This window comes from Haladaptatus ordinarius, assembly GCF_054177595.1.
In genome coordinates this window covers 13,194-33,393 of sequence record NZ_JBPEHH010000012.1, presented here as the reverse complement: position 1 = coordinate 33,393, position 20,200 = coordinate 13,194, and the positions used below count along the sequence as shown (strand labels likewise).

The 20,200-nt window shown below is 62.3% G+C and carries 19 protein-coding genes; 13 read left to right on the top strand and 6 right to left on the bottom strand.

Features of this window, described 5'->3' with window-relative positions; translation table 11 throughout:
- Positions 1–23 precede the first annotated feature (23 nt).
- Complete coding sequence (locus tag ACR3FF_RS06600) at positions 24–458, top strand: DUF7346 family protein (protein ID WP_458187126.1); 435 nt, start codon at positions 24–26, stop codon at positions 456–458.
- Here ACR3FF_RS06600 and rad50 read toward each other — a convergent pair.
- Entirely contained in the window at positions 435–3,101 is a 2,667-nt protein-coding gene (gene rad50 / locus ACR3FF_RS06595; protein ID WP_458187124.1) for a DNA double-strand break repair ATPase Rad50, read from the bottom strand. The genes ACR3FF_RS06600 and rad50 overlap by 24 nt on opposite strands.
- Positions 3,098–4,453, bottom strand: coding sequence for a DNA double-strand break repair protein Mre11 (mre11, locus tag ACR3FF_RS06590; protein WP_458187123.1), 1,356 nt, complete (start codon positions 4,451–4,453; stop codon positions 3,098–3,100). Before mre11 ends, rad50 begins: the two co-directional genes overlap by 4 nt.
- Before the next feature lie 61 nt (positions 4,454–4,514).
- Here mre11 and ACR3FF_RS06585 point away from each other — a divergent pair, with 61 nt between their 5' ends.
- Together ACR3FF_RS06585 and ACR3FF_RS06580 are read left to right on the top strand one after the other, a co-directional pair.
- Positions 4,515–6,086, top strand: a complete 1,572-nt coding sequence (locus ACR3FF_RS06585; protein WP_458187121.1) for a succinic semialdehyde dehydrogenase — start codon at positions 4,515–4,517, stop codon at positions 6,084–6,086.
- Positions 6,087–7,157, top strand: coding sequence for an SDR family oxidoreductase (locus tag ACR3FF_RS06580; RefSeq protein WP_458187119.1), 1,071 nt, complete (start codon positions 6,087–6,089; stop codon positions 7,155–7,157).
- Between the two features lie 116 nt (positions 7,158–7,273).
- Here the strand turns inward: ACR3FF_RS06580 and ACR3FF_RS06575 are convergent, their stop codons facing one another.
- Positions 7,274–7,549 (bottom strand): MarR family transcriptional regulator, encoded by a 276-nt coding sequence (locus tag ACR3FF_RS06575; protein WP_458187118.1) that lies wholly within the window; start codon positions 7,547–7,549, stop codon positions 7,274–7,276.
- A 141-nt stretch (positions 7,550–7,690) separates the two neighbouring features.
- Between ACR3FF_RS06575 and pan1 the strand changes: the two genes are divergently transcribed.
- Both pan1 and ACR3FF_RS06565 read left to right on the top strand, forming a co-directional pair.
- Entirely contained in the window at positions 7,691–8,905 is a 1,215-nt protein-coding gene (pan1, locus tag ACR3FF_RS06570; protein ID WP_458187116.1) for a proteasome-activating nucleotidase Pan1, read from the top strand.
- Between the two features lie 149 nt (positions 8,906–9,054).
- On the top strand, positions 9,055–9,522 hold the full coding sequence (locus tag ACR3FF_RS06565; protein ID WP_458187114.1) for a hypothetical protein: 468 nt from the start codon (positions 9,055–9,057) through the stop codon (positions 9,520–9,522).
- 244 nt (positions 9,523–9,766) lie between these two features.
- Here ACR3FF_RS06565 and ACR3FF_RS06560 read toward each other — a convergent pair whose 3' ends face one another.
- On the bottom strand, positions 9,767–9,901 hold the full coding sequence (locus ACR3FF_RS06560) for a hypothetical protein (RefSeq protein WP_458187112.1): 135 nt from the start codon (positions 9,899–9,901) through the stop codon (positions 9,767–9,769).
- A gap of 31 nt (positions 9,902–9,932) precedes the next feature.
- Positions 9,933–10,130 carry a DUF5800 family protein gene (locus ACR3FF_RS06555; RefSeq protein WP_458187110.1) on the bottom strand — a complete coding sequence of 66 codons (198 nt, stop codon included), beginning with the start codon at positions 10,128–10,130 and terminating at the stop codon, positions 9,933–9,935.
- A 116-nt stretch (positions 10,131–10,246) separates the two neighbouring features.
- Between ACR3FF_RS06555 and ACR3FF_RS06550 the strand changes: the two genes are divergently transcribed.
- From ACR3FF_RS06550 to ACR3FF_RS06530, 5 genes are all read left to right on the top strand, one after another.
- The gene (locus tag ACR3FF_RS06550; RefSeq protein WP_458187108.1) at positions 10,247–11,197 is read left to right on the top strand and encodes a polymer-forming cytoskeletal protein; all 951 of its coding nucleotides are present in this window, start codon (positions 10,247–10,249) and stop codon (positions 11,195–11,197) included.
- 170 nt (positions 11,198–11,367) lie between these two features.
- Positions 11,368–12,216 (top strand): electron transfer flavoprotein subunit beta/FixA family protein, encoded by an 849-nt coding sequence (locus tag ACR3FF_RS06545; protein ID WP_458187106.1) that lies wholly within the window; start codon positions 11,368–11,370, stop codon positions 12,214–12,216.
- A 2-nt stretch (positions 12,217–12,218) separates the two neighbouring features.
- Positions 12,219–13,739: an electron transfer flavoprotein subunit alpha/FixB family protein gene (locus ACR3FF_RS06540; RefSeq protein WP_458187104.1), complete on the top strand. Its 1,521-nt coding sequence runs from the start codon at positions 12,219–12,221 to the stop codon at positions 13,737–13,739.
- Positions 13,740–13,745: 6 nt separating this feature from the next.
- Complete coding sequence (locus ACR3FF_RS06535) at positions 13,746–15,419, top strand: FAD-dependent monooxygenase (RefSeq protein ID WP_458187102.1); 1,674 nt, start codon at positions 13,746–13,748, stop codon at positions 15,417–15,419.
- Positions 15,416–15,796, top strand: a complete 381-nt coding sequence (locus ACR3FF_RS06530) for a DUF8055 family protein (RefSeq protein WP_458187100.1) — start codon at positions 15,416–15,418, stop codon at positions 15,794–15,796. The genes ACR3FF_RS06535 and ACR3FF_RS06530 overlap by 4 nt, the downstream gene beginning before the upstream one ends.
- A 50-nt stretch (positions 15,797–15,846) precedes the next feature.
- Here the strand turns inward: ACR3FF_RS06530 and ACR3FF_RS06525 are convergent, their stop codons facing one another.
- Positions 15,847–16,236 (bottom strand): DUF2267 domain-containing protein, encoded by a 390-nt coding sequence (locus tag ACR3FF_RS06525; protein ID WP_458187098.1) that lies wholly within the window; start codon positions 16,234–16,236, stop codon positions 15,847–15,849.
- A gap of 150 nt (positions 16,237–16,386) precedes the next feature.
- On the opposite strand from ACR3FF_RS06525, the gene ACR3FF_RS06520 reads away from it, so the two are divergent.
- The 3 genes from ACR3FF_RS06520 (at position 16,387) to ACR3FF_RS06510 (ending at position 20,165) form a co-directional block, all read left to right on the top strand.
- Positions 16,387–17,094, top strand: coding sequence for an SDR family oxidoreductase (locus tag ACR3FF_RS06520; RefSeq protein WP_458187197.1), 708 nt, complete (start codon positions 16,387–16,389; stop codon positions 17,092–17,094).
- Between the two features lie 211 nt (positions 17,095–17,305).
- On the top strand, positions 17,306–18,610 hold the full coding sequence (locus ACR3FF_RS06515) for a sodium-dependent transporter (RefSeq protein WP_458187096.1): 1,305 nt from the start codon (positions 17,306–17,308) through the stop codon (positions 18,608–18,610).
- A 232-nt stretch (positions 18,611–18,842) separates the two neighbouring features.
- A complete protein-coding gene (locus ACR3FF_RS06510) occupies positions 18,843–20,165 on the top strand; it encodes a sodium-dependent transporter (RefSeq protein WP_458187095.1) in 1,323 nt (440 codons plus the stop codon).
- Positions 20,166–20,200 lie beyond the last annotated feature (35 nt).

Below are 20,200 nucleotides of genomic sequence, written 5' to 3'. Positions count from 1 at the left end.
ACGAGCCACCGCTATTCGAACCTATGCGAACCGTGTGCGACGAGTCGGGCAAGCGCTATCTCCTCGTCAAACAGTCCGGCGAATCGAGTCTCGTCCGTGACCCTCGAACGGGAGACGAAACCTATCTCGAAAACGACCGACTCCAGTCTGTCGAGGGTGAGTCGCCGCTAGAGATCGCCGCACGAAAAGTCCCGCCTGCACCCCGCCGTCTCCTCACTGCGGTGCCGAACGAACGCGCGCTGGGCCTGCTGGTCGAACTCTCCGACCGCGGACCGCTGTCCGTCCGCGAACTGCTCTCTACCTACGACCTCTGCGAGAGTGACCTCCACGGACTGCTCGCGGAGTTTCGAGCCGCCGGACTCGTCGAGGAACGTCGCGTCGTCGGTGACCGAGGATACGACCTGACCGACACAGCAGACGAGGGACTGAACGCCTTACTCGGCGACTTCGAGCAGTGAATCGCCACGCTGTACGTGGGAGCGATTCGTCGTCGCGTCCTTCTCCACTCGGACGAGGTCGTCTGCGGCCCCGACCAACTCCTCGTCGTGGCTGACCACGATTATCTGTTCGACCCCCAACGTGCGCATCGATTGTACCAACTCGACCAGTTGCGAGACGTGGCCCGAATCGAGGAACACCGTCGGTTCGTCCAGAATCAGCGGCGGCATGGGTGCACTTCCTTCGATACCTTCCGAGAGGAGACGATAGATGGCACAGCGGAGACTGAGGTTGAACAGTGCCCGTTCGCCGCCGGATAACTGTTCGGGGTCCAGCGGCTCTCCGTCCTTCTGGAAGACGGTCAGCCGATACTCGCCGTCGAGCGCGATACGCGAGTAGGAGTCGTTCTGGTAGACGAGTTCGAACACCTCGTTCAGCATCCGTTCTAAACTCCGGACGTTCCGTTGTCGGAGTTCCGCGCGAAGGTCGGCGTACATCGCCTGCAGGTCGGCGGCTTCGTCGTACAGGGATTGGAGCGCTTCGACGCGCGATTCGATTTCGTCACGACGGCCGCGCAGTTCCTCGAGTTCCTTGATTTCGCCCCGAACGCCACCGATGCGGTCGATGAGGTCGTCCCGTCGCTCTCGAAGGTTCGACAACTCCTCCGTGACTCGTTCGAGATACTCCGTCGCTCGTCGTTCGTTCTCGCGTGCTTCCTCGACGCGGGATTCGTCGTACGCCTCGCGGAGTTCGTTCCGGCGCGATCGTTTTTCGGCGAGGCGGTCGCGTCGCTGGTCGTTCAGTTCCTGGAGGTGGTCGCGCTTCTCGGCGAGGCGGTCGAGTTCGTCTTCCGCGTTGTCGACCTTCTCGAGAAGCGACTGGATTCGCTCGATTTTCTCTCGCGTCTCGGCTATCGATTCCTGCTCGGATTCGAGGTCTACGACCGTCTCTCGGTGCGTTTCGGCCTTGGACGCGAGTTCGTCCGCGTCCTCGCGTCGTTCCGCCGCGTCGGAGGCCAGTTCGACTGCGTCTTCGCGGAGGGTCTCGGCCTGTTCGCGTTTTTCCTCGACTGCTTTTTCTCGGTCTTCGACCAACTGCTCGACGCTCTTTCGGTTGTTTCGCAGCTCGCTCACTCGATTTTCTGCCGTGACGAGCGTTTCGGCGTCGTCGATTTTCGTCTCGAGTTCGTCCCGCTTTTCGCGGAACGCTTCGACCTTCGACTCCAGTTCGGCCACTCGCTTTCGGTCTTCGTCTACCGCGTCGACGTGTGGCGACTCTTCGACCGGCTGGCCACACTCCGGACATTTGCCCGCTTCGAGTAGTCGTTCGGCTTCCGCGACTCGTTCTCTCGCCGTCTGGAGTTTCGCTCGATACTCCGTCCCGTCCTCTCGACGGTCGGCGAGGGCGGAGCGAAGTGATTCGAGGTGGTCGTCCGCGTCACCGAACTCGACCGGCACGTCGGCGAACTTCTCACGATGCGATTCGATTTCGGCGTCGAGTTCCGCCAGTCTCTCACGTCTGTCTTCGAGTTCATCCACCGCGTTTTCGACCTCCGTATCGAGTCGCGCCGCCCTGTCCCGTTTCTCCTGCGCACGCGATTCGAGTTCGTTCGCACGCTCGGCGAGATTCGACGCTTGATTGTCGAACATCTGCGCTTTCATGCGAGCGTCTTCTAACTCGTCGGCGACCGACTCTCCGTTCGAATCGAGTTCGTCGAGTCGCCTCTCGAGCACATCTTCGGAGGGGATGTCGAGTTCCGTCTCGTCGACTGCGCTCTCGACGGTCGATTCGAGTTTAGAGATTCGCTCTCTCGTCTCGCTCGCGCGATTCCGAAGTCGTTCGTGTTCCCGTTCCGTTTCGCTGATTTCAGACTGGAGTTCCTCGATGTCCTCGGAGAGTGACGTCAGCTCCTCGCGTTTCTCGTCGTAGGTTTCGAGCACGCTCTCGGCGTCTTCGAGCGTCTGTCGTGCCGTATCGCGGTTCTCCTCGAACCGTTCTATCTCCGATTCCGTCTCGTTGCGCTTCGATTCGAGGTCGTTCAACCTTCCGTGGAGGTTCTTTTCCTCCTTCGTTTCGATCTGCGCTTCGAGTTCGGAGCGACTTCCGCGCCGGTCGTCGAGAACGCTCTTGACGCCGAGGCGGGCGTCACTCGCACGTTCTCGGTACTCCTCCAGTTTGCCCAGTTGCAGGAGGTCGTCTATCATGTCCTGTCGCTGGGCGGGCGATGCGTTGATGAGTTTGTTCACTTCCCCCTGTCGGACGTAAGCACAGTTGACGAACGCCTCGGCGTCCATCCGAAACAGACCGACGACGTGCTCGCGCACGTCACGAGCACCGTCGATGCTCCCACCCGGCGTTTCCAGCACGCACTTCGCTGTCTGGGCAGTCTCACCCGTCGCGCGAACTCGGCGATGAAGATGATACTGTCCGCCAGCGTGCGTGAACCAGAGGTCGACCTCCGCGTCGTCGGCACCGATGGTGACGACGTCGTCTAGCGTCCGGTCGAGTGCTCGCGCACCGTAGAGCGCGAAAAAGCACGCTTCGAGCAGGGACGACTTGCCGCTCCCGTTGAGTCCGTGGATGACGGTGACACCCGCGTCCAGTTCCAGGTCGGCGTCCTCGTAGCACTTGAAATTCGAGAGCCGAATCCGGTCGAATCTCACAGGTAATCCTCCATCGAAATCTGTCCGTCAGCACCGACCCGTTCTCCACTCTGGTCGCCTTCGGGGGAGGTCGTTCCGTCGGATTCATCCGGGTCGTCCAACTCGTCCGGTCCGTCCGATTCGTCTGCTTCGGCCGATTCGTCCGCCCCGTCTGCCTCGTGCGCGGAGGTCGATTCGTCCGCGTCAGCGGTCTCGGCCGCCGATTCGTCTTCCATCTCCTCGTCCTCTGTGGCGTCGGACGCCGGTTCGAACGCGGCGGTTCCCGCTTCGATGCGGTCGGAGACGTGTTCTTCCACGGCAGCACGGACGTTCGAGTCCGCCACTTTGCTCGCTCGGACGATTTCGTCCACGTCGTAGGCCGTCTCGCTGAGGCCCATCTCTCGGACGCGCTCTTGGACCGCATCGTCGGGGTCTGCGAACGAAACCGAGATGTCTCCCGACTCCGCTTCGACGTCCCGGCGGTCGTTCACTCTGGCGACGAGTGCGCCTTCCTCCAGCGCGAACTCCTCGACGCGGGCGGGCGTAACGTCCTCGCCGTCGCCCGAGAGAGTGACGAGCACGACAGCGTCGTCCACGTCGTGCTCCCGAATCGCCTCGCGGACGCGGTCGATTCCCTCGTTGTCCGCGAGTTCGACCGAGACGAACGCGAAGTTACGCGTCGGGATGCCCCGCCGCGTGATGGTGGTGTCGCCGTCGAACGTGACGATGTTGTAGCCGCGGTCGTCGCGCTCGCTCGCGCTCGCACGCTCGGTCGAACCACAGTAGGTGACCCACGTCTCCCCGACTCGTTCCTTGCTGTGCTGGTGGTTGTCGCCGAGGAGCATCGCGTCGAACGTCACCGACGCTTCGGTCAGTACGAGTTCTGCGTCCCAGTTGCCGAACTCGAACGGCTGGAAGAGTCCGTGAGCGACGAGGGCGGCGTGCTCCTGTTCGTAGGGGGTAAAGTCGTATTCGAGGTCGTCCCGCTTCGACAGCGGAACGTGGTCCAGGCCGTAGAACGCGGTATCACCCAGCACGACCGGGTCTGAGCCGAGTCGCGTCGCGAGCCCTAGCGTCTCGAAGAGGTCGAGCCACTGGTCGCCGCGCGTGCTCTCGTGGTTGCCGACGATAGCGAGAAACGGGATGTCTGCCCGTCGAAGCTTCCGGAGGACGGAGATGGTCCCGTGGAGGTCGGAGAGTCGCGGGCGGCGGTCGTGAAACAGGTCGCCAGCGTGGACGACGGCGTCGACGTCTTCTTCGATGGCGTCGTCTACGACCCGGTCGAACGCGGTGAGGAAATCGTCCCGTCTTTCGGACGAGTGGTACTGCCGATACCCGATGTGGGTATCGCCCGTGTGAATCACCCGTGTCATTGGTCAGTTACTTCGTCCACACTGCTTAAATGATTTCCGTGACCACTGCGTTGGCTCACCCATGTCCCTCTGGACGGAACACGTACAGTCAGATACACTCGACGACCTGTCATCGACCGTCACCACCGGCGAGGGGAGTGGTGGAACCGGTTCGCACATCGTCCGTGCACCGTTCACGGACGAGCGAATCGGGACCGTTCCGGCCTGTACCGAGTCCGACGTCGAAGTTGCCGTCTCGCGTGCCCGCGAGGCACAGGGCGAGTGGTCGTCGTGGTCGCTCGAACGCCGGACGGCGGTGGTCTCTCGCTTCCACGACCTCGTGTTGGACCGACAGGACGAACTGCTCGACGTGATGGGGATAGAGAGCGGGAAGGCGCGCCGAGACGCGTTCGAGGAGATTCTCGACGTGGCGACCAACGCTCGCTACTACGCGACCCGCGCCGAAGAGCATCTTCGGCCGAAGCGACGAGACGGGGCGATTCCACTGCTCACGAAGACCGAAGAGCATCGCCATCCGGTCGGCGTCGTCGGCGTCATCGCCCCGTGGAACTACCCCCTGACGCTCGCCGTCTCCGACGCGATTCCCGCGCTCGTCGCGGGCAACGCCGTGGTGTTGAAACCAGCCGAGGAGACGCCGTACACGGCGCTGCTCGCCGCAGAACTCCTCCGGGAGGCCGGTCTGCCGGACGACGTATTCCAGGTCATCACCGGGCGGGGCAGCGAACTCGGCCCTGCGCTCATCGAGCGCGTGGACTACGTGTCTTTCACCGGCAGCACCGAAACGGGCCGACGAGTCGCCGAACAGGCCGGAGCGAATCTCGTGCAGTGTTCGCTCGAACTCGGCGGCAAGAATCCCATGCTCGTGCTCGACGACGTGGACCTGAACCGTGCGATCGACGGGGCGGTCCAGGGCTGTTTCACGAACGCGGGCCAGCTCTGTCTCTCCTTCGAGCGGCTGTACGTTCAGGATGGGGTGTACGACGAGTTCTGCCGGCGATTCGCCGAACGGACGGAACGGCTCACGATGGCTACGTCGCTGGACTACGACGTCGAAGTGGGGTCGCTCGTCTCCGAGTCGCAACTCGAGAAAGTGCAATCGCACGTCGACGACGCCGTGGAGAAGGGGGCGACGGTCGTCACGGGCGGGAACGCTCACCCCGACGTCGGGCCGTACTTCTTCGAACCGACGATTCTCACCGACGTCACCGATGAGATGGCACTGGCACGAGAGGAGACGTTCGGGCCGGTCGTCGCCGTCTACCGGGTCGAGGACGCCGACGAGGCGGTTCGTCTGGCGAACGACTCCGACCGCGGACTGAACGCGAGCGTCTGGACGACAGATACCGACCGCGGACGCGAACTGGCCCGTCGAATCGAGTGTGGTACCGTCGGGATAAACGACCCGTACCCGGCGATATGGGCATCCGTCGATGCCCCGATGGGCGGGATGAACGAGTCCGGCATCGGCCGTCGACACGGTGCGGAGGGAATCTTGAAGTACACGGAATCGCAGACCGTTGCCGACCAACGTCTCACGTCCATCGCACCCCCACGAACCGTTCCGACGAAGTGGTACGCGAAGGCGATGACGGCGGTGATGCGTGGATTCAAACGATTCGAGGAGGTGCTGTAGATGCGCGTTTTCCTCACCGGATTTCCGGGTTTTCTCGGTTCCGCGCTGACGGAGCGACTGGTCGGTCGTGGGGCATCGGTCACCTGTCTCGTCCAGCCGAAATACCGAGACCTGGCCGAAGAACGCGTCGCAGAAATCGAACGAGCGCAATCCGCAACGGAGGCGATAGACCTCGTCGAAGGAGACATCACCCGTCCCGACCTCGGTCTGGGGACACAGGGCGAATCGGTCCGAGAAGAGGTCAGAGAGGTCTTCCACCTCGCGGCGGTGTACGACCTCACCGTGAGTCGGGAGGTCGGGATGGCCGTCAACGTGGACGGGACGCGAAACGTGCTGGACTTCGCGGCGGACTGTCCGAGCCTCGAACGATTTCAGTACGTGAGCACCTGCTACGTGAGCGGGCGCTACGACGGGACGTTCACCGAAGACCACCTCGTGGAGGGCCAACAGTTCAACAACTACTACGAGACGACGAAGTACCTCGCAGAAGTGGCGGTTCAAGAGCGGATGGCAGAGGGATTGCCGGCGACCATCTACCGTCCGGCGATAACCGTCGGCGACAGTACCACCGGCGAGACACAGAAGTACGACGGGCCGTACTACATCCTTCGGTGGCTCCTGGCCCAACCGTCGGTGGCGCTCGCACCCAAAGTCGGCGACCCGACGAAGTACGAAATCAACGTCGTTCCCCGCGATTTCGTCGTGGACGCGATAGCCTATCTGAGCGACATCGAGGAATCCGTCGGAACGGTCTACCAGCTCTGTGACCCAAACCCGCCCACGGTCGACGAGATGCTCCGGGTGATGGCGCGGGCGACGGGGCGGCGACCGATTCGAGTACCGATGCCGAAAGGGGTGTTGAAAGCGTCGCTCGCTCGCGCGCCGCAACTCGGCATCGACATCGAACCGGCGACGATAGATTACTTCGACCACCCGACCCGTTACACATGTGAGAACACGCTGGCCGACCTCGGCGACGGAATCAGCTGTCCGGCGTTCGGCGCGTACGCGCCGAACCTGGTGTCGTTCGTGCGCGAACACCCAAAGATTACACCGGACGCGATGAAATAGACCGAGCGGCGAACGCAGCCGACGGTGGAAAGCAAGGGTCGAAGGCACGACCACGATTGGTCGCGTCTTCCGGTAAGAAGGTTCGGACGGTTCCGGCGAGAGACGCCGTCTGGTGCCTATTCGAGGTCGAGGGTGTAGAGTCGCTTGCGCGCGTCGGAAAACGAAAAGCGCGAGTCCACGAGGTCCTCGTCTTCGAGACGGTTCAGCGCGTACCGAACCGTCCGCGGCGGGAGAAGCGTCTCGTCGGCGAGGTCGCTCTGTGTCATCGTCTCGTTGTACTCTAAGACCTTTGCGACCAGCTTGGCACTCGGTGGGAGTTCGCGAATCGCATCGGTGGAGTCAGCGTCCCGTAACCGAGTTTCGTTCGTCTGTGATAGCTCTGGAGCACTCATCAACCCTCCATTTCGGATACAGACTAATAATATTTCCCATTCAGAAATATTACTACTGGGAATGGCGACGTGGGGGAGGAGAGTGGGGCGAAAAGGCGGTCACCCGAAGCCTCTTAAGAGACAGGCACTTATCCGGAGTTGATGACCGACACTGTGGAAGACGTTGATCTCCCCTACGACGAGGAGAGCACGTCCCAACAGGAACAAATAGAGGCGCTCCAAGAACGCCTCGAAGTCCTCGAATCACAGAACGAGGAGATGCGGGACAAGCTTCTCGATGCGAACGCAGAGAACAACAAGTACCAGCAGAAATTAGAACGACTCACGCACGAGAACAAGAAACTGAAACAGTCGCCGCTGTTCGTTGCGACGGTCCAGGAGATAACGGACGAGGGCGTCATCATCAAACAGCACGGTAACAATCAAGAGGCCGTTACCGAAGTGACCGACGAGATGCGAGACGACCTCGAACCCGACTCGCGCGTCGCCGTCAACAACTCTCTCTCTATCGTCAAGTCCCTCGACGACGAGACCGACGTGCGAGCACGCGTGATGCAGGTCACGAAGAGCCCCGACGTAACCTACACCGATATCGGTGGACTCGAAGAGCAGATGAACGAAGTCCGCGAGACCGTCGAGATGCCGCTGGAGAATCCCGGCATGTTCGAAGAGGTCGGCATCGAACCGCCGAGCGGCGTCCTCCTCTACGGCCCGCCCGGCACCGGGAAGACGATGCTGGCGAAAGCCGTCGCCAACCAGACCGACGCGACGTTCATCAAGATGGCCGGGTCGGAACTCGTCCACAAGTTCATCGGCGAGGGTGCGAAACTGGTGCGCGACCTCTTCCAGGTCGCCCGCGACCACGAACCAGCCGTCATCTTCATCGACGAAATCGACGCCATCGCGTCGAAACGCACCGACTCGAAGACGTCGGGCGACGCCGAGGTCCAGCGGACGATGATGCAACTGCTCTCCGAGATGGACGGCTTCGAAGAGCGCGGTGAGATTCGTATCATCGCGGCGACGAACCGCTTCGACATGCTCGACCGCGCCATCCTGCGCCCCGGTCGGTTCGACCGCCTCATCGAGGTGCCGAACCCGAACGAGGAGGGCCGTGAGCAGATCTTCCGCATCCACACTCGCGACATGAACACCGCCGACGACGTTGACTTCGAACGGCTCGCCGTCGAGACGGGCGACGCCAGCGGTGCCGACATCAAAGCCATCTGTACGGAGGCCGGGATGTTCGCCATCCGCGACGACCGCACCGAAATCAGGATGCAGGACTTCCTCGACGCCCAGGAGAAAATCAAGGAAGAAGAAGAGGACGACGAAGTCTCCAAGACGTTCGCCTGAGCGGTCGTCTTCCGCAGTTCGATTTCTTTGCGTTTCGTATTCGCAGACGTGGGACTCAGAGCGTGTCTCTTGGAGCCGTCTCGGAGTAAAGTCCACCGCTCCGGTTCGAACATCGAAAACATCTTGATAGTATTTGACGATGATCGAGTATGCACCGCCGCCACCTGCTTACCACGCTCGGTGCCACAATCGGTGGGGGGTGTCTCTCGCTCGGGGGGTCGTCCGCTCCCCCGCTACTCGGTCGGATTTTCGTCGTCAACCGCGCTTACGAACCGCAAACCGTCCACGTCCTCGCCGAGCGCGACGGCCAGTTCGTCTACTGGGCCGACCACGAAGCGACGGCGGGTGACGACAGCGGTCCCGGCGGGGCCAAAATCCCGTGTGCCTGGAGTAACGAGGAGGGTCGATACGTCGTGCGCGCCCGCCTCGACACCCGGACGACGTGGCAGTCGATTAACCTAACCGACTACGACAGTGACCTCCTCGGGTTAGCACTGCACGTTGGAGACGAAAATACGGACCGACACGACACGCCGGACCTCACTATCTGGCACACCAGTAACCCGAGCGAACGCTGTGAAACGGCCACCACGACCACCGACTCGTCGACGACGTGATTCCGGGCTACTGATACGCCCTTTGCTCGGCGCGTGGGACGTCGTCGCGGACGTGACTGTCTGGACGGTGACCGACCTCCCGTTTGGTTTCTACAGAGTGGCCGTCGGTCTACGTCCGGAGCGATAAGTACGCGAGGAAAACCGAGCAGTCCGGCGAACGTGGTATCGAAGACGGAGCGTAAACTGCAGGGAGAAAACCCTCACCCGACTCAAAATCAGCACCGGCATTCGAATCCGAGATGCACTACAATGCAGTGAAGATGAGATACGGAACGCCGAACAGCAGGACGGTCATGGCCGCGAGCACGAGCAGGTAGGACGCCGCCGTACTCGCTGCGGTCAGCCACGCGGGATGGTCGAAATCGGCTGGAAGGTTCATACTCCCCCGTTTCGGTTCGCCCGTCAAAACGCTACCGGATGATGTCACCGATGCGGCGGGCTTGCCCGCCGAGTGCGGGTTCTTTCTCGACCAGTTTGAGCACTTCGTGGTCGGTCACGTCGAAGTAGGATTTCTGGGTCGCGTCCTCGATGAGGTCTTTCGTGAGCCGAAATTCGGTGCCCTCGTACACGACGTCGACACCCTCGTCGTCGAAGGAAAGCGTAGTCATGCCCCAGCGTTCGCCACGACCGAATAAAAAAGCTACAGAACGAGACGCGGGAAACGGCAGACGCTCGTCAGACGCTCGCGGGAGGATTTATTACCAGTGACTCGCTCGTAGGAGATGTGCCGCTCCGCTCCGACCCACTCGATGAACTCTCGATTCCCGACGGAACGACCGTCGAAGAACACGACCTCGTGACCGACGGTGACATCATCGTCGGCGCACAGAGCACGGTGGAGTTCGGCGTTCGCGGAAACAACGTTATCGCGGGCGAGCGGGCGACGTTCGGGGGCCACATCGAAGCCGAAGCCGACTGTCGCCTGGACCTCTGGAGCGACGTGGACGGGGACGTGCTCGTCGGACAAGACGCGTATCTCGGCGAGCGCGTTCACGTCTCCGGACGGCTGATGGTCAGCGGTGACCTCGACATCGGCGACGACGTGGAGATAGACGAGGGGTTCGAAGCGAACGGCTGGATCGTCATCCGCAATCCGATGCCGACCGTCGTCTTCCTGTTCGTCTACCTCTCGCAACTGCTGCGACTTGGCGAGGAAGAGGCCGCCCAGAGTGTCATCGACGAAGTGTTAGAGGAGACCGAGGTCGACCCGGCCATCATCCCCCGGAACGCCCGCGTCAGCGACGACGCGTGGCGCGTCTCGACGCCTGCAACCGTCGGCGACGCCTGTCGCCTGCACGGAAACATCCGCGCCGAGGATATCGAGATGGGGTCCGAGACCGAACTGTTCGGTAGTCTCCGAGCGCGTGGGGACATCGTCGTCGGGTCGGGGACGCGCATCCACGGCGACGTCACCACTCGCAACGGAACCGTCGTCCTCGAAGACGGTGCGGAGGTGCTCGGTGACGTCTCCTGTACCGACCTCGAATTCCACGAGAACGCCACCGCAGACGGGACGATGCGTGCACGTGGCGAGATGACGATGATTCGTTCCGAGACGCGGAAATCGACCGACGAATCCGAAGACGACCAGGAGACGTCGGGACCTTCTGAATCGGTCGAGACGACACACCAGCGAGAACAGAGTTCTTCCGACGGTCCGGCACCACAGGCGTAAGTATCGGGGCGAGGTCTTCGTCCGCTTCGGTCACACGATAGCTATCGGTTCAGTGAGGAGAATCCTCGCCTGTCGGCTCTCTACTGGTACCCCGACAGTATAATAATGGCTGAGGGAATTGGTACGGAGTGACGCATGCATACTAACCACAGCCACGCCAGGAGGTACCAATGCACTCCGTCGTGTTGACGAAGGGCGTTCCGGACTTCCGTGAGGGACAGGTGTCGTTCGACGAGGACGGCCATCTGGAGCGCGGGAAGACGCCGACGGTGATGAACCCCAACGACAAGTTCGCGCTCGAAGCCGCCCTCCAGACGAAGGTCAAACACGGGGGGCAGGTGAGTGCGATGAGCATGGGACCGCCGGGCTACAGCGACGTGCTTCGAGAGGCGATGACCGTCTACGCTGACGACCTCTATCTGCTCTCCGACCGTGAGATGGCCGCCGCCGACACGTGGGCAACCGCGATTACCCTCTCGGCAGGTATCGAGAAGATAGGCGAACCAGACCTCGTCTTCGCGGGATTCAAGACCGCCGACGGCGAGACGGGCCAGACCGGCCCACAGACGGCGTGGTGTCTCGACTATCCCATCATCACGCACGTCATCGCGCTCGAAGTGGACGAAGACGAGGGTCGAGTGCGCGCGAAACGTCTCGTGGAAGCCGACGAAGACGAGATAGAGACAGTCGAAGCGCCACTTCCGGCGTTCATCGTGACCGACCCCGAGTACGAGTCGTCGTACCGAAAGGCGGCCCACCGACTCCGGCGCAAGCAACTCGAAGCTGAGACGGAGGCCCGCGCCGAGGAGTACGAAGACCACATGAAGACCTGGGACCACGCGGCGCTCAATCTCGACCCGGACTACATCGGATTGGACGGCTCTCCGACCATCGTCTCGTCGGTCGACCCGATTCCGAAGGCTCCGGCAGAGCGAGACGCCACGATGGTCACGCCCGACGACGAGGAGGCGATGTCCGACGTGCTCGAAACGATGCGGCCATTCGCGGCGGGTGATTGAGTATGACGGATATAGACCCCGGCGAACGTACCACAGACGAACTCGAAGACGACGTGAAGACCGTCAAAGACCCCGGCGCACTGGACGACCTCCTGGCCGCCGAGGAGGAAGGAAAAGACCGAACGACAGCGAAAGAGGTCATCCAGGCCCGAATCGACGAACTCCAGGAAGAGACCGAAGACGGCGAAGCTGCAGGGGACGCCGACCCGGACGAGGAGTACGCCGAAGAGAAAGACGAGTCCGAAGCGACCGAGGAGGACGCGGAAGACGAGCAAGCGTCCGAGGACGATGCGGACGAGGAAGAAGACGACGGTCTCACACACCCGACCGTAGATAAGAAACACGTCCGGGCGCTGGAAGACGGCGTCTACCGCGATATGTGGGTCTACTGTGAGACCCAGGGCGGCGAACTCCTCGACGTGTCGAAAGAGATGCTCGGCAAGGCACGAGAGTTGATGGACGGGTACGCAGAGACCTACGGCGACGAAGAACGCGTCGTGGCAGTCCTCGTCGGCGACGACATGCAGGAACTCGCAGACGAGTGTATCACGCTCGGTGCGGACGTGGCGGTGTACCACGACGACGACCGACTGGAGCGGTTCCGTCACAAGCCGTACACGGAGATCGTCGCGGACATGGCCCGCACCGATGCCGACTGGAAAGACTACGACAAGCCGCGCTACTTCCTGTTCCCGGCGACGAACAACGGGCGCGACCTCTCCGCGCAGGTGCAGGGAGAACTCGACTCCGGCCTTGCGAGCGACTGCTCGGGGCTGACCATCACCGACGAACTCATCAGCAACCCCGTGAAGACGGGTACCCCCGGCGAGAAGGTCGAATTCGAGCGCATCCTCCACATGAAGCGTCCGGACTTCTCCGGGTTCGAGTACTCGACCATCCTCTGTATCGACAACCCGGACCGGGAGTTCCACCCGCAGGGCTGTTCCGTGATTCCGGGGAGCTTCGACCAGATGGAAGCCGACCCGGCGCGCGAAGGCGAGGTCGTCTCTCACGACATCGACCTTCCCGACGAGTGGTTCCGCGTCGACGTCTCCGACTGGGACGTCCTCGATACGGGCGTCGACCTGACCGGACGAGAGGTCATCGTCGCGGTCGGACGCGGCATCGGTGACGACCCGACGAAGGGAATCGAACTGGCACTCGACCTCGTCGACGCGTTCGACGACGCCGACTTCGGACTGTCACGCGGCGTCGTCACCGCCTCGTACAACGTCGAGGGGCACGTCGAACAGTACGTCACCGAAGAACGCCAACTCGGCGAGACCGGACAGATCGTTCAACCACCGCTCTACATCGCGGCGGGCATCAGCGGTGCGATTCAGCACAAGGTCGGGGTCGACGAATCCGAGACCATCATCTCCATCAACACCGACCCGGACGCCGACATCAAGGACTTCAGCGATTACTTCATCGAAGGTGACCTCTTCGAAGTGCTTCCCCGACTGACCGAGGCGGTCGAAGCGGGCGAAATGAGCGCAGTCGTAGCAGAAGACGACGACTGATAGACGATGACTGAGGAATACGAACACTACGAAGCCGTCGTGGTCGGCGCAGGCCCCGGCGGGGCCGCAGCGGCCGCGACGCTCGCACGAAACGGAATCGAAACGCTCGTTCTCGAACGCGGTGTCGAGGCCGGGTCGAAGAACGTCTCCGGCGGACTCATCTACGCAGAGGAGTCGGCCCCCTACACCATCGACTCGCTGTTTCCCGACTTCCGTGACGAGGCAGCAGAACGCCCTATTACGGACTATCACATCCACAACGTGGCCGACGAGAAGGTGAAATCGTTCGACATCACCCGCCTCCACGACCACGACACCGAGTGGTGTGACGCGGTGTTGCGCCGGGAGATGGACTCGTGGCTCGCCGACCGCGTCCACGAGATGACCAGCGAGACCGGTGGTGGTCTGTTGACGGGCGTCCGAGTGAACGGACTCCTCCGGGAGAAGGGACAGATAGTCGGCGTCACCAGCGACGAACTCGACCCCATCACGGCCGACTTCATCGTCGCGGCAGACGGCGTGAACAGCGAACTCGCCCGCGATGCGGGCTTGATGAACTGGGACGAACCGGACGAGTGGTTCCAGGGGGTCAAGGCCGTCATCGACATGCCCGAAGACGTCATCGAAGAGCGGTTCGGCGTTCAGGACGAGACGGGCGCGGCCCACCTCTTCTCGGGTAACCTCTTCGAGGGCGTCCGTGGGGGTGGCTTCCTCTACACGAACCGAGACTCGCTCTCCATCGGGACCGTCTTCCACCTCGACAGTCTCGTCGCGCAGGAAGCAGAACCGCACGAACTGCTCGACAACTTGCTCACCCACCCCCTGCTGGGTCAGTGGCTGAACGGCCAGTACGACGAGGTCGAGTACTCCGCGAAACTCGTCCCCGACTCGAAGAAGGTCGCCCACCCGGCACCGCATCGCGGCCGACTCGTGCTCGTGGGCGACGCGGGCGGACAGATGCAGGCACAGGGACCGATCATCAAGGGGATGAACCACGCCGTGAGCGCTGGCGCGCTCGCCGCGGAAGCGTTCGCGGAAGCGCGGATGCGCGGCAACGTCGAGCAGGCGGGTCAGCTCTACACGCAGAAGCTGAAAGACGAGGACGTGATGGACAAACTCCGTCCGAAACAGTACCAGACCCTCGGCAAACTCGGTGAGAACGAGCGAGCGGCGGACCTCACGGACAGTCTGCTCTCCTCGACGCTCGGACGGGCGGTACTCCGGTCGGGCGTCGTGGAAGGACAACTCGAACGACTGTACGGTTCGCCGCTCCTCTCCTCGATGATTCCGGACACGAAGACGCCCTACGTCACGCTCCCGACGGTCATCGCGGAGGAACTCGGAACGCCGGTCAGAGACGAAAACGAGGTCGAACCGAAGAGCCTCGCCGACCGAATCGGTGACCTGACCTACGACACCGACGTCGGGAACCCACACATCCAGTTGCGTGACGAATCCTACGAGGCCAGCGGGGCGGCGGTCGCTGCCTGTCCGGTCAGCGCGAAGGACTTCGGCGGCGGCTGTTACCGCGAGGAGACGGTACAGACGAACGGCAACGAAGAGCGTATCGTCAGCCTCGACACACAGCCCTGCGTCGAGTGTGGTACCTGCGCAGTCGTCGCGGACACCGAGTGGGAACACCCACGCGGGAACAAAGGCGTCGAGTTCCGCGAGGGATGACCGAGCATCGCGACCGAATCGCCGACCTCGCAGACCGCGCACGGGCCGACCGGGAGTCGTTCGACCCCCCCGCCGACCCGCCGGACGAGGAACGGGCCCTCTCGTACCTGCGAGACGGCGTCGGCGACGTCGTCGCGGTGTACGTCGACGGTCGGACCGGCGAGTTCGCCCGGTTCGACGGGTCGGAGATGGCAGACCTGGAGCGGGCGCTCAACGACTGGCTGGCGCTGTACGCGCGATGTTACGGCCACGATATCGAGACCGACGTGACGGTGCGTGAGGTCGCCGAGATGGTCGTGAAGACCCACGACATCTACGACGCGGTGCAGTTGTTGACCCACGTTCCGAGTCCGGAGACGCGCCGAGCCCGGCGGTAACCCGCCCCAAACCTGTTGTGCTGTGTCCGACGAAAGCGACCCGAGTAGCGTCAGTCGAATTCGGTCCCGACGAGTTCGAAGAGCGGGTCGTACTCGTCTGGCAGCTGGTCGCGCACCTGTCGCATCTCGCCTTCCGGCACCACCTCGTCCACGAGGGCGACGATGGCCTTCGAGTGGAACATCGCTTTCTGTCGGTCGACGTGCTCGCGTTCGGCGACCCGAGAGACGAACTCGTCGAAGTGGAACCGCTGTCCAGAGTCGGCGTTTTCGAGGTACCAGTCTATCTCCATCGGGAGCGGACCGGCGAGGTCTTTCGCCTCTCCCTCCTGCAGTCGCTCGCCGAGCGTTGTCAACGTCGCTCGGATAGCTCGCACTGCCTTGCCCTGTTTCCCCAGTTCCATACGGTGCTGTGCCTGTCCGATGAACTCACTGTAATCCATGTTCTCCCCCAGCCATTCGACGACCGGATGGTACAAGAATCGACCGGCGGATTTGCGGCGGGGACGTCGCACCCGCTCGTCCCCGAAGAGCGGGTGCGGGCGTGTCGAGACAGACGGGATTTTATCAGGTTGGCGGACGACTGGGCACGCATGAACGCTACGTTCGATTTCACGGACGACGTCGTGCTCGTTACGGGTGCGAGCGGCGCACTGGGAAGCGCGGTCTGTGCCGCGTTCGACGACGCCGGAGCGACGGTCTGTGCGACCGACGTCGTGGAACCGGGCGACGACGACGCCCTGCTCTCCGGTGAACGAGTGACCTTCTATCGCGGCGATTTCACGGACGAATCAGACGTGCAGTCGGTCGTCTCCGAGGTCGTCTCGGACCACGGCGGCATCGATTACCTCGCCACCATCGCGGGGACGTGGAAGGGTGGGTCTCCCATCGATGAGACAGACGTCGAGACCTTTGACCTGCTCTTCGACGTGAACCTGAAGACGATGTTCCTGGCGTCGAAACACGCGCTGGAGCACCTCCAGGACAGCGAGGGAGCCATCGTCGGCGTCAGTGCCCGGTCGTCGCTCGAAGGCGGGGAGGGTGACGGTCCCTACCGTGCGTCGAAAGCGGGCGTTCGTCTCCTCACCGAGACCATCGCCGAGGAGAACACGGGCGTCGTGCGGGCGAACGCGGTCATGCCGAGCGTCATCGACACCCCGGCGAACCGGGAGATGATGCCCGACGCGGACCACGATTCGTGGGTCGACCCGGCGGCCATCGCTGACGTCGTTCTCTTCCTCTGTAGTGACGCCGCCAGCGTCACGAGTGGCGCGGCGGTGCCGGTGTACGGCGAGGCTTGATTACCGGCAAAAAGTGATTGATACCAGGGGTGAAACTCCCAAAAACTGTCTTCGAACAATACGATACCAGTTGATACCATCTCGTGAGCGGTGGTTTCACACCTTCCGCTATCAATTTTCGGTCGTAACCTGACAATCAGTATTCGTACCGTCGGCCGATAATATATATCGCACCGTTTATAACTGATTGTTAAGAATGGCACGCACAAGCATGTCACAAAGAGAGACGTGGACATCCCGAGTAGGGTTCATCCTCGCCGCAGTCGGTAGCGCAGTTGGACTGGGTAACATCTGGCGATTCCCATACGTAGCTGGGGAGAACGGCGGTGCAGCCTTCCTCATCGTCTATCTGATCGCAGCCGTCGTGATCGGGCTTCCAGCCATGCTCGCGGAGTTCGTCGTCGGACGACAGACCAAGAAGAACATCGTAGACGCCTTCCGAAACCTCGGCGGGCCAGTGGCAGCCGTCATCGGCGTACTCGGACTGTTCACCGGACTCTGGATTCTGTCGTACTACAGCGTCGTCGGCGGATGGGTCATCCAGTATATCATCGGAAGCTTGAACGGGGCGTACTTCGGCGGTCCCGAGGCCTACTTCGGCCAGATCGCGGAAGGAAACGGGGCGATACTCTTCCACGGCATTTTCATGCTGCTGGCTATCGGAATCGTCGCCCTCGGCGTCGAGAAAGGCATCGAAATCGGCACCAAAGTGATGGTTCCGTCCATCGCAATCCTCATGCTCGGACTGGCTGCGTGGGCGTTCACCCTAGACGGCGCTGCAGCGGGCTACGATTACTTCCTTAGTCCGGACTTCAACGTCATCGTGAACAATTATCAGTCGGTCATTCCCGACGCAGTTGGGCAAGCACTGTTCTCGCTCTCGCTCGGGATGGGTGCGATGATCACCTACGCATCCTACTTGGACGGCGACGACAACCTGTTTAGCGACGGCCTCAGCATCGTCGTGTTGAACACCTTCATCGGTGTGCTCGCCGGGTTCGTCGTCTTCCCGCTCCTATTCGCCCAGAGCGTCGAACCGGGCGAAGCCGGTGCTGGTGCCATCTTCGTTTCACTCGCGCAGGCGTTCGCGGAGTTGCCAGCGGGGAGAATCATCGGATTCGTGTTCTTCCTTGTGCTCCTCATCGCGGCCCTTTCGTCGGCGATCAGCCTCCTTGAAGTCGTCGTGTCGTACTTCGTCGACAACTACGACGTGAGCCGACCAGTTCTCACGGTCGGTATCGGCATCCTGGTCTTCCTGCTCGGAATTCCATCCGCACTCAGCAGCGACACGCTGGGTCAGTTCGACACCATCGCGTCGAACATTCTGCTCCCCCTCGGCGTCGTACTCACCGTCACCTTCGTCGGCTGGGTGTACGGACGCGACGCAGTCAGCGAACTCCGACGCGGTCTCGGAACCTCCACCAGCCTCGGCTCGATCTGGCTCTGGCACGTTCGCGTCGTCGTGTTCGTCGCCGTCATCGGAACGCTCGCGCTGAGTCTGATGACGTTCTTCTGAACCCAGATCGAAGTGGACCATCGCGGTTCGTTTTTCGCCGCCCGATACTTCCCTCGTCCAATCGTGATGCCGGTGGATTCTCCGCCGCTGAAAGATCGTAGCCCCTTTCGCGGATACTATCTAGAATTCCTACTGAAATCGTCCACGATACGACTCATCAGTCGTGATTGTAGCAGTTTGACGGTTCTAATCTCGAAACTCTCATAACTCTCCGGCGGGCGAGTGCAGAGCGATGGCACGCGAATCCTGGGCGAGTCGGTTGGGCTTCATCTTTGCGGCGGTCGGAAGCGCGGTCGGACTCGGCAACGTCTGGCGCTTCCCGTGGATGACCGCCGAATACGGCGGCAGCGCCTTTCTCGTCGTCTATCTGTGTCTCGTCTTGCTCGTCGGCGTCCCCGGACTCCTCGCGGAGTTCGTCATCGGACGGCGCTCGAACCGAAATCCAGCAGGCGCACTCGCACGCCTCGCACCGGGCACGAAGTCGTGGGGCTTCGTCGGCCTGTTCGGTGTCGTGACCGCCCTCGTCTTGCTCTCGTTCTACAGCGTCGTCGGCGGGTGGATCGTTCGGTACTTCGCCGCGAGTTTCACGGGGTCGTACTTCGGCGAACCCGGCGCGTACTTCGAGAGTATCAACTTCGGCCCGGAGGCCGCCGTCTTCCACGTCGTCTTCCTTGTGTTGACCGCGTTCGTCGTCCTCGGCGGCGTTCGCGGCGGTATCGAGAAGGCGACGAAACTGATGATGCCGGTCATCGTCGTCCTCCTCGCGGTCCTCGCGGGGTGGGCCGTCTCGCAACCCGGTGCAGGAACGGGGCTGTCGTTCTACCTCGATTTCGACCCGACTCCCATTCGCAACGACCCGGTCGGATTACTCCGGGCCGCCGCCGGACAGGCCTTGTTCACGCTCTCGCTCGGCGTCGGGACGATGATAACGTACGCCTCCTACCTCGGCGAGGACAACAGCCTCGCGTTCGACGGGAGCGTCATCGCCCTGTTGAACACCGGCGTCGGCGTCCTCGCGGGACTGGTCGTCTTCCCGCTCCTGTTCGCGCAGTTGGGCGGCCTCGACGAGACGGCGGCCGGTGGCGGACCGGGCGCGCTGTTCGTGAGCGTCGCTGGTGCGTTCCAGCAGGTACCGTACGGCGAAGTGGTCGCGGTCGGGTTCTTCGGCGCGATTCTCTTCGCGGCCCTGTCGAGTTCCATCAGCATGCTCGAAATTCCCGTCGCGTATCTCGTCGACGAACAGGACGTCTCCCGCCGGAACGCGACGCTGGGACTCGCGGGACTGGTGTTGGTCACGGGAACCGTCTGTGCGTTCAACCCCGGCCTGTTCGACTTCGTCGCCGGGACGCTCGTCGATTTGATGCTCACCGCCGGTCTCGCGGGATTCCTGGTCTTCACCGGGTGGATTCTCGGAGTCGACGCACTCTCGGAGTTCGACACCGGCGCGGGTGGCATCGCCCGGTCGCTCGGCACGCCGTGGCTCTGGAGCGTGCGAACCGTCCTCCCGCTGTTTCTGGTCGCGACCCTCGCGCTGAATCTCTACTCGCTGTTGTAGTACGGAAACCTTTTCCGGTCAGTCGTCCTGCAAAC

Coding starts and splice junctions, on each gene's coding strand:
- ACR3FF_RS06535 (WP_458187102.1), top strand. CDS start 13,746: ATGACTGAGGAATACGAACACTACGAAGCCGTCGTGGTCGGCGCAGGC.
- ACR3FF_RS06575 (WP_458187118.1), bottom strand. CDS start 7,549: ATGAGTGCTCCAGAGCTATCACAGACGAACGAAACTCGGTTACGGGAC.
- ACR3FF_RS06560 (WP_458187112.1), bottom strand. CDS start 9,901: ATGAACCTTCCAGCCGATTTCGACCATCCCGCGTGGCTGACCGCAGCG.
- ACR3FF_RS06515 (WP_458187096.1), top strand. CDS start 17,306: ATGTCACAAAGAGAGACGTGGACATCCCGAGTAGGGTTCATCCTCGCC.
- mre11 (WP_458187123.1), bottom strand. CDS start 4,453: ATGACACGGGTGATTCACACGGGCGATACCCACATCGGGTATCGGCAG.
- ACR3FF_RS06585 (WP_458187121.1), top strand. CDS start 4,515: ATGTCCCTCTGGACGGAACACGTACAGTCAGATACACTCGACGACCTG.
- ACR3FF_RS06600 (WP_458187126.1), top strand. CDS start 24: ATGCGAACCGTGTGCGACGAGTCGGGCAAGCGCTATCTCCTCGTCAAA.
- ACR3FF_RS06545 (WP_458187106.1), top strand. CDS start 11,368: ATGCACTCCGTCGTGTTGACGAAGGGCGTTCCGGACTTCCGTGAGGGA.
- ACR3FF_RS06555 (WP_458187110.1), bottom strand. CDS start 10,130: ATGACTACGCTTTCCTTCGACGACGAGGGTGTCGACGTCGTGTACGAG.
- pan1 (WP_458187116.1), top strand. CDS start 7,691: ATGACCGACACTGTGGAAGACGTTGATCTCCCCTACGACGAGGAGAGC.
- ACR3FF_RS06520 (WP_458187197.1), top strand. CDS start 16,387: ATGAACGCTACGTTCGATTTCACGGACGACGTCGTGCTCGTTACGGGT.
- ACR3FF_RS06540 (WP_458187104.1), top strand. CDS start 12,219: ATGACGGATATAGACCCCGGCGAACGTACCACAGACGAACTCGAAGAC.
- ACR3FF_RS06530 (WP_458187100.1), top strand. CDS start 15,416: ATGACCGAGCATCGCGACCGAATCGCCGACCTCGCAGACCGCGCACGG.
- ACR3FF_RS06525 (WP_458187098.1), bottom strand. CDS start 16,236: ATGGATTACAGTGAGTTCATCGGACAGGCACAGCACCGTATGGAACTG.
- ACR3FF_RS06580 (WP_458187119.1), top strand. CDS start 6,087: ATGCGCGTTTTCCTCACCGGATTTCCGGGTTTTCTCGGTTCCGCGCTG.
- ACR3FF_RS06565 (WP_458187114.1), top strand. CDS start 9,055: ATGCACCGCCGCCACCTGCTTACCACGCTCGGTGCCACAATCGGTGGG.
- ACR3FF_RS06510 (WP_458187095.1), top strand. CDS start 18,843: ATGGCACGCGAATCCTGGGCGAGTCGGTTGGGCTTCATCTTTGCGGCG.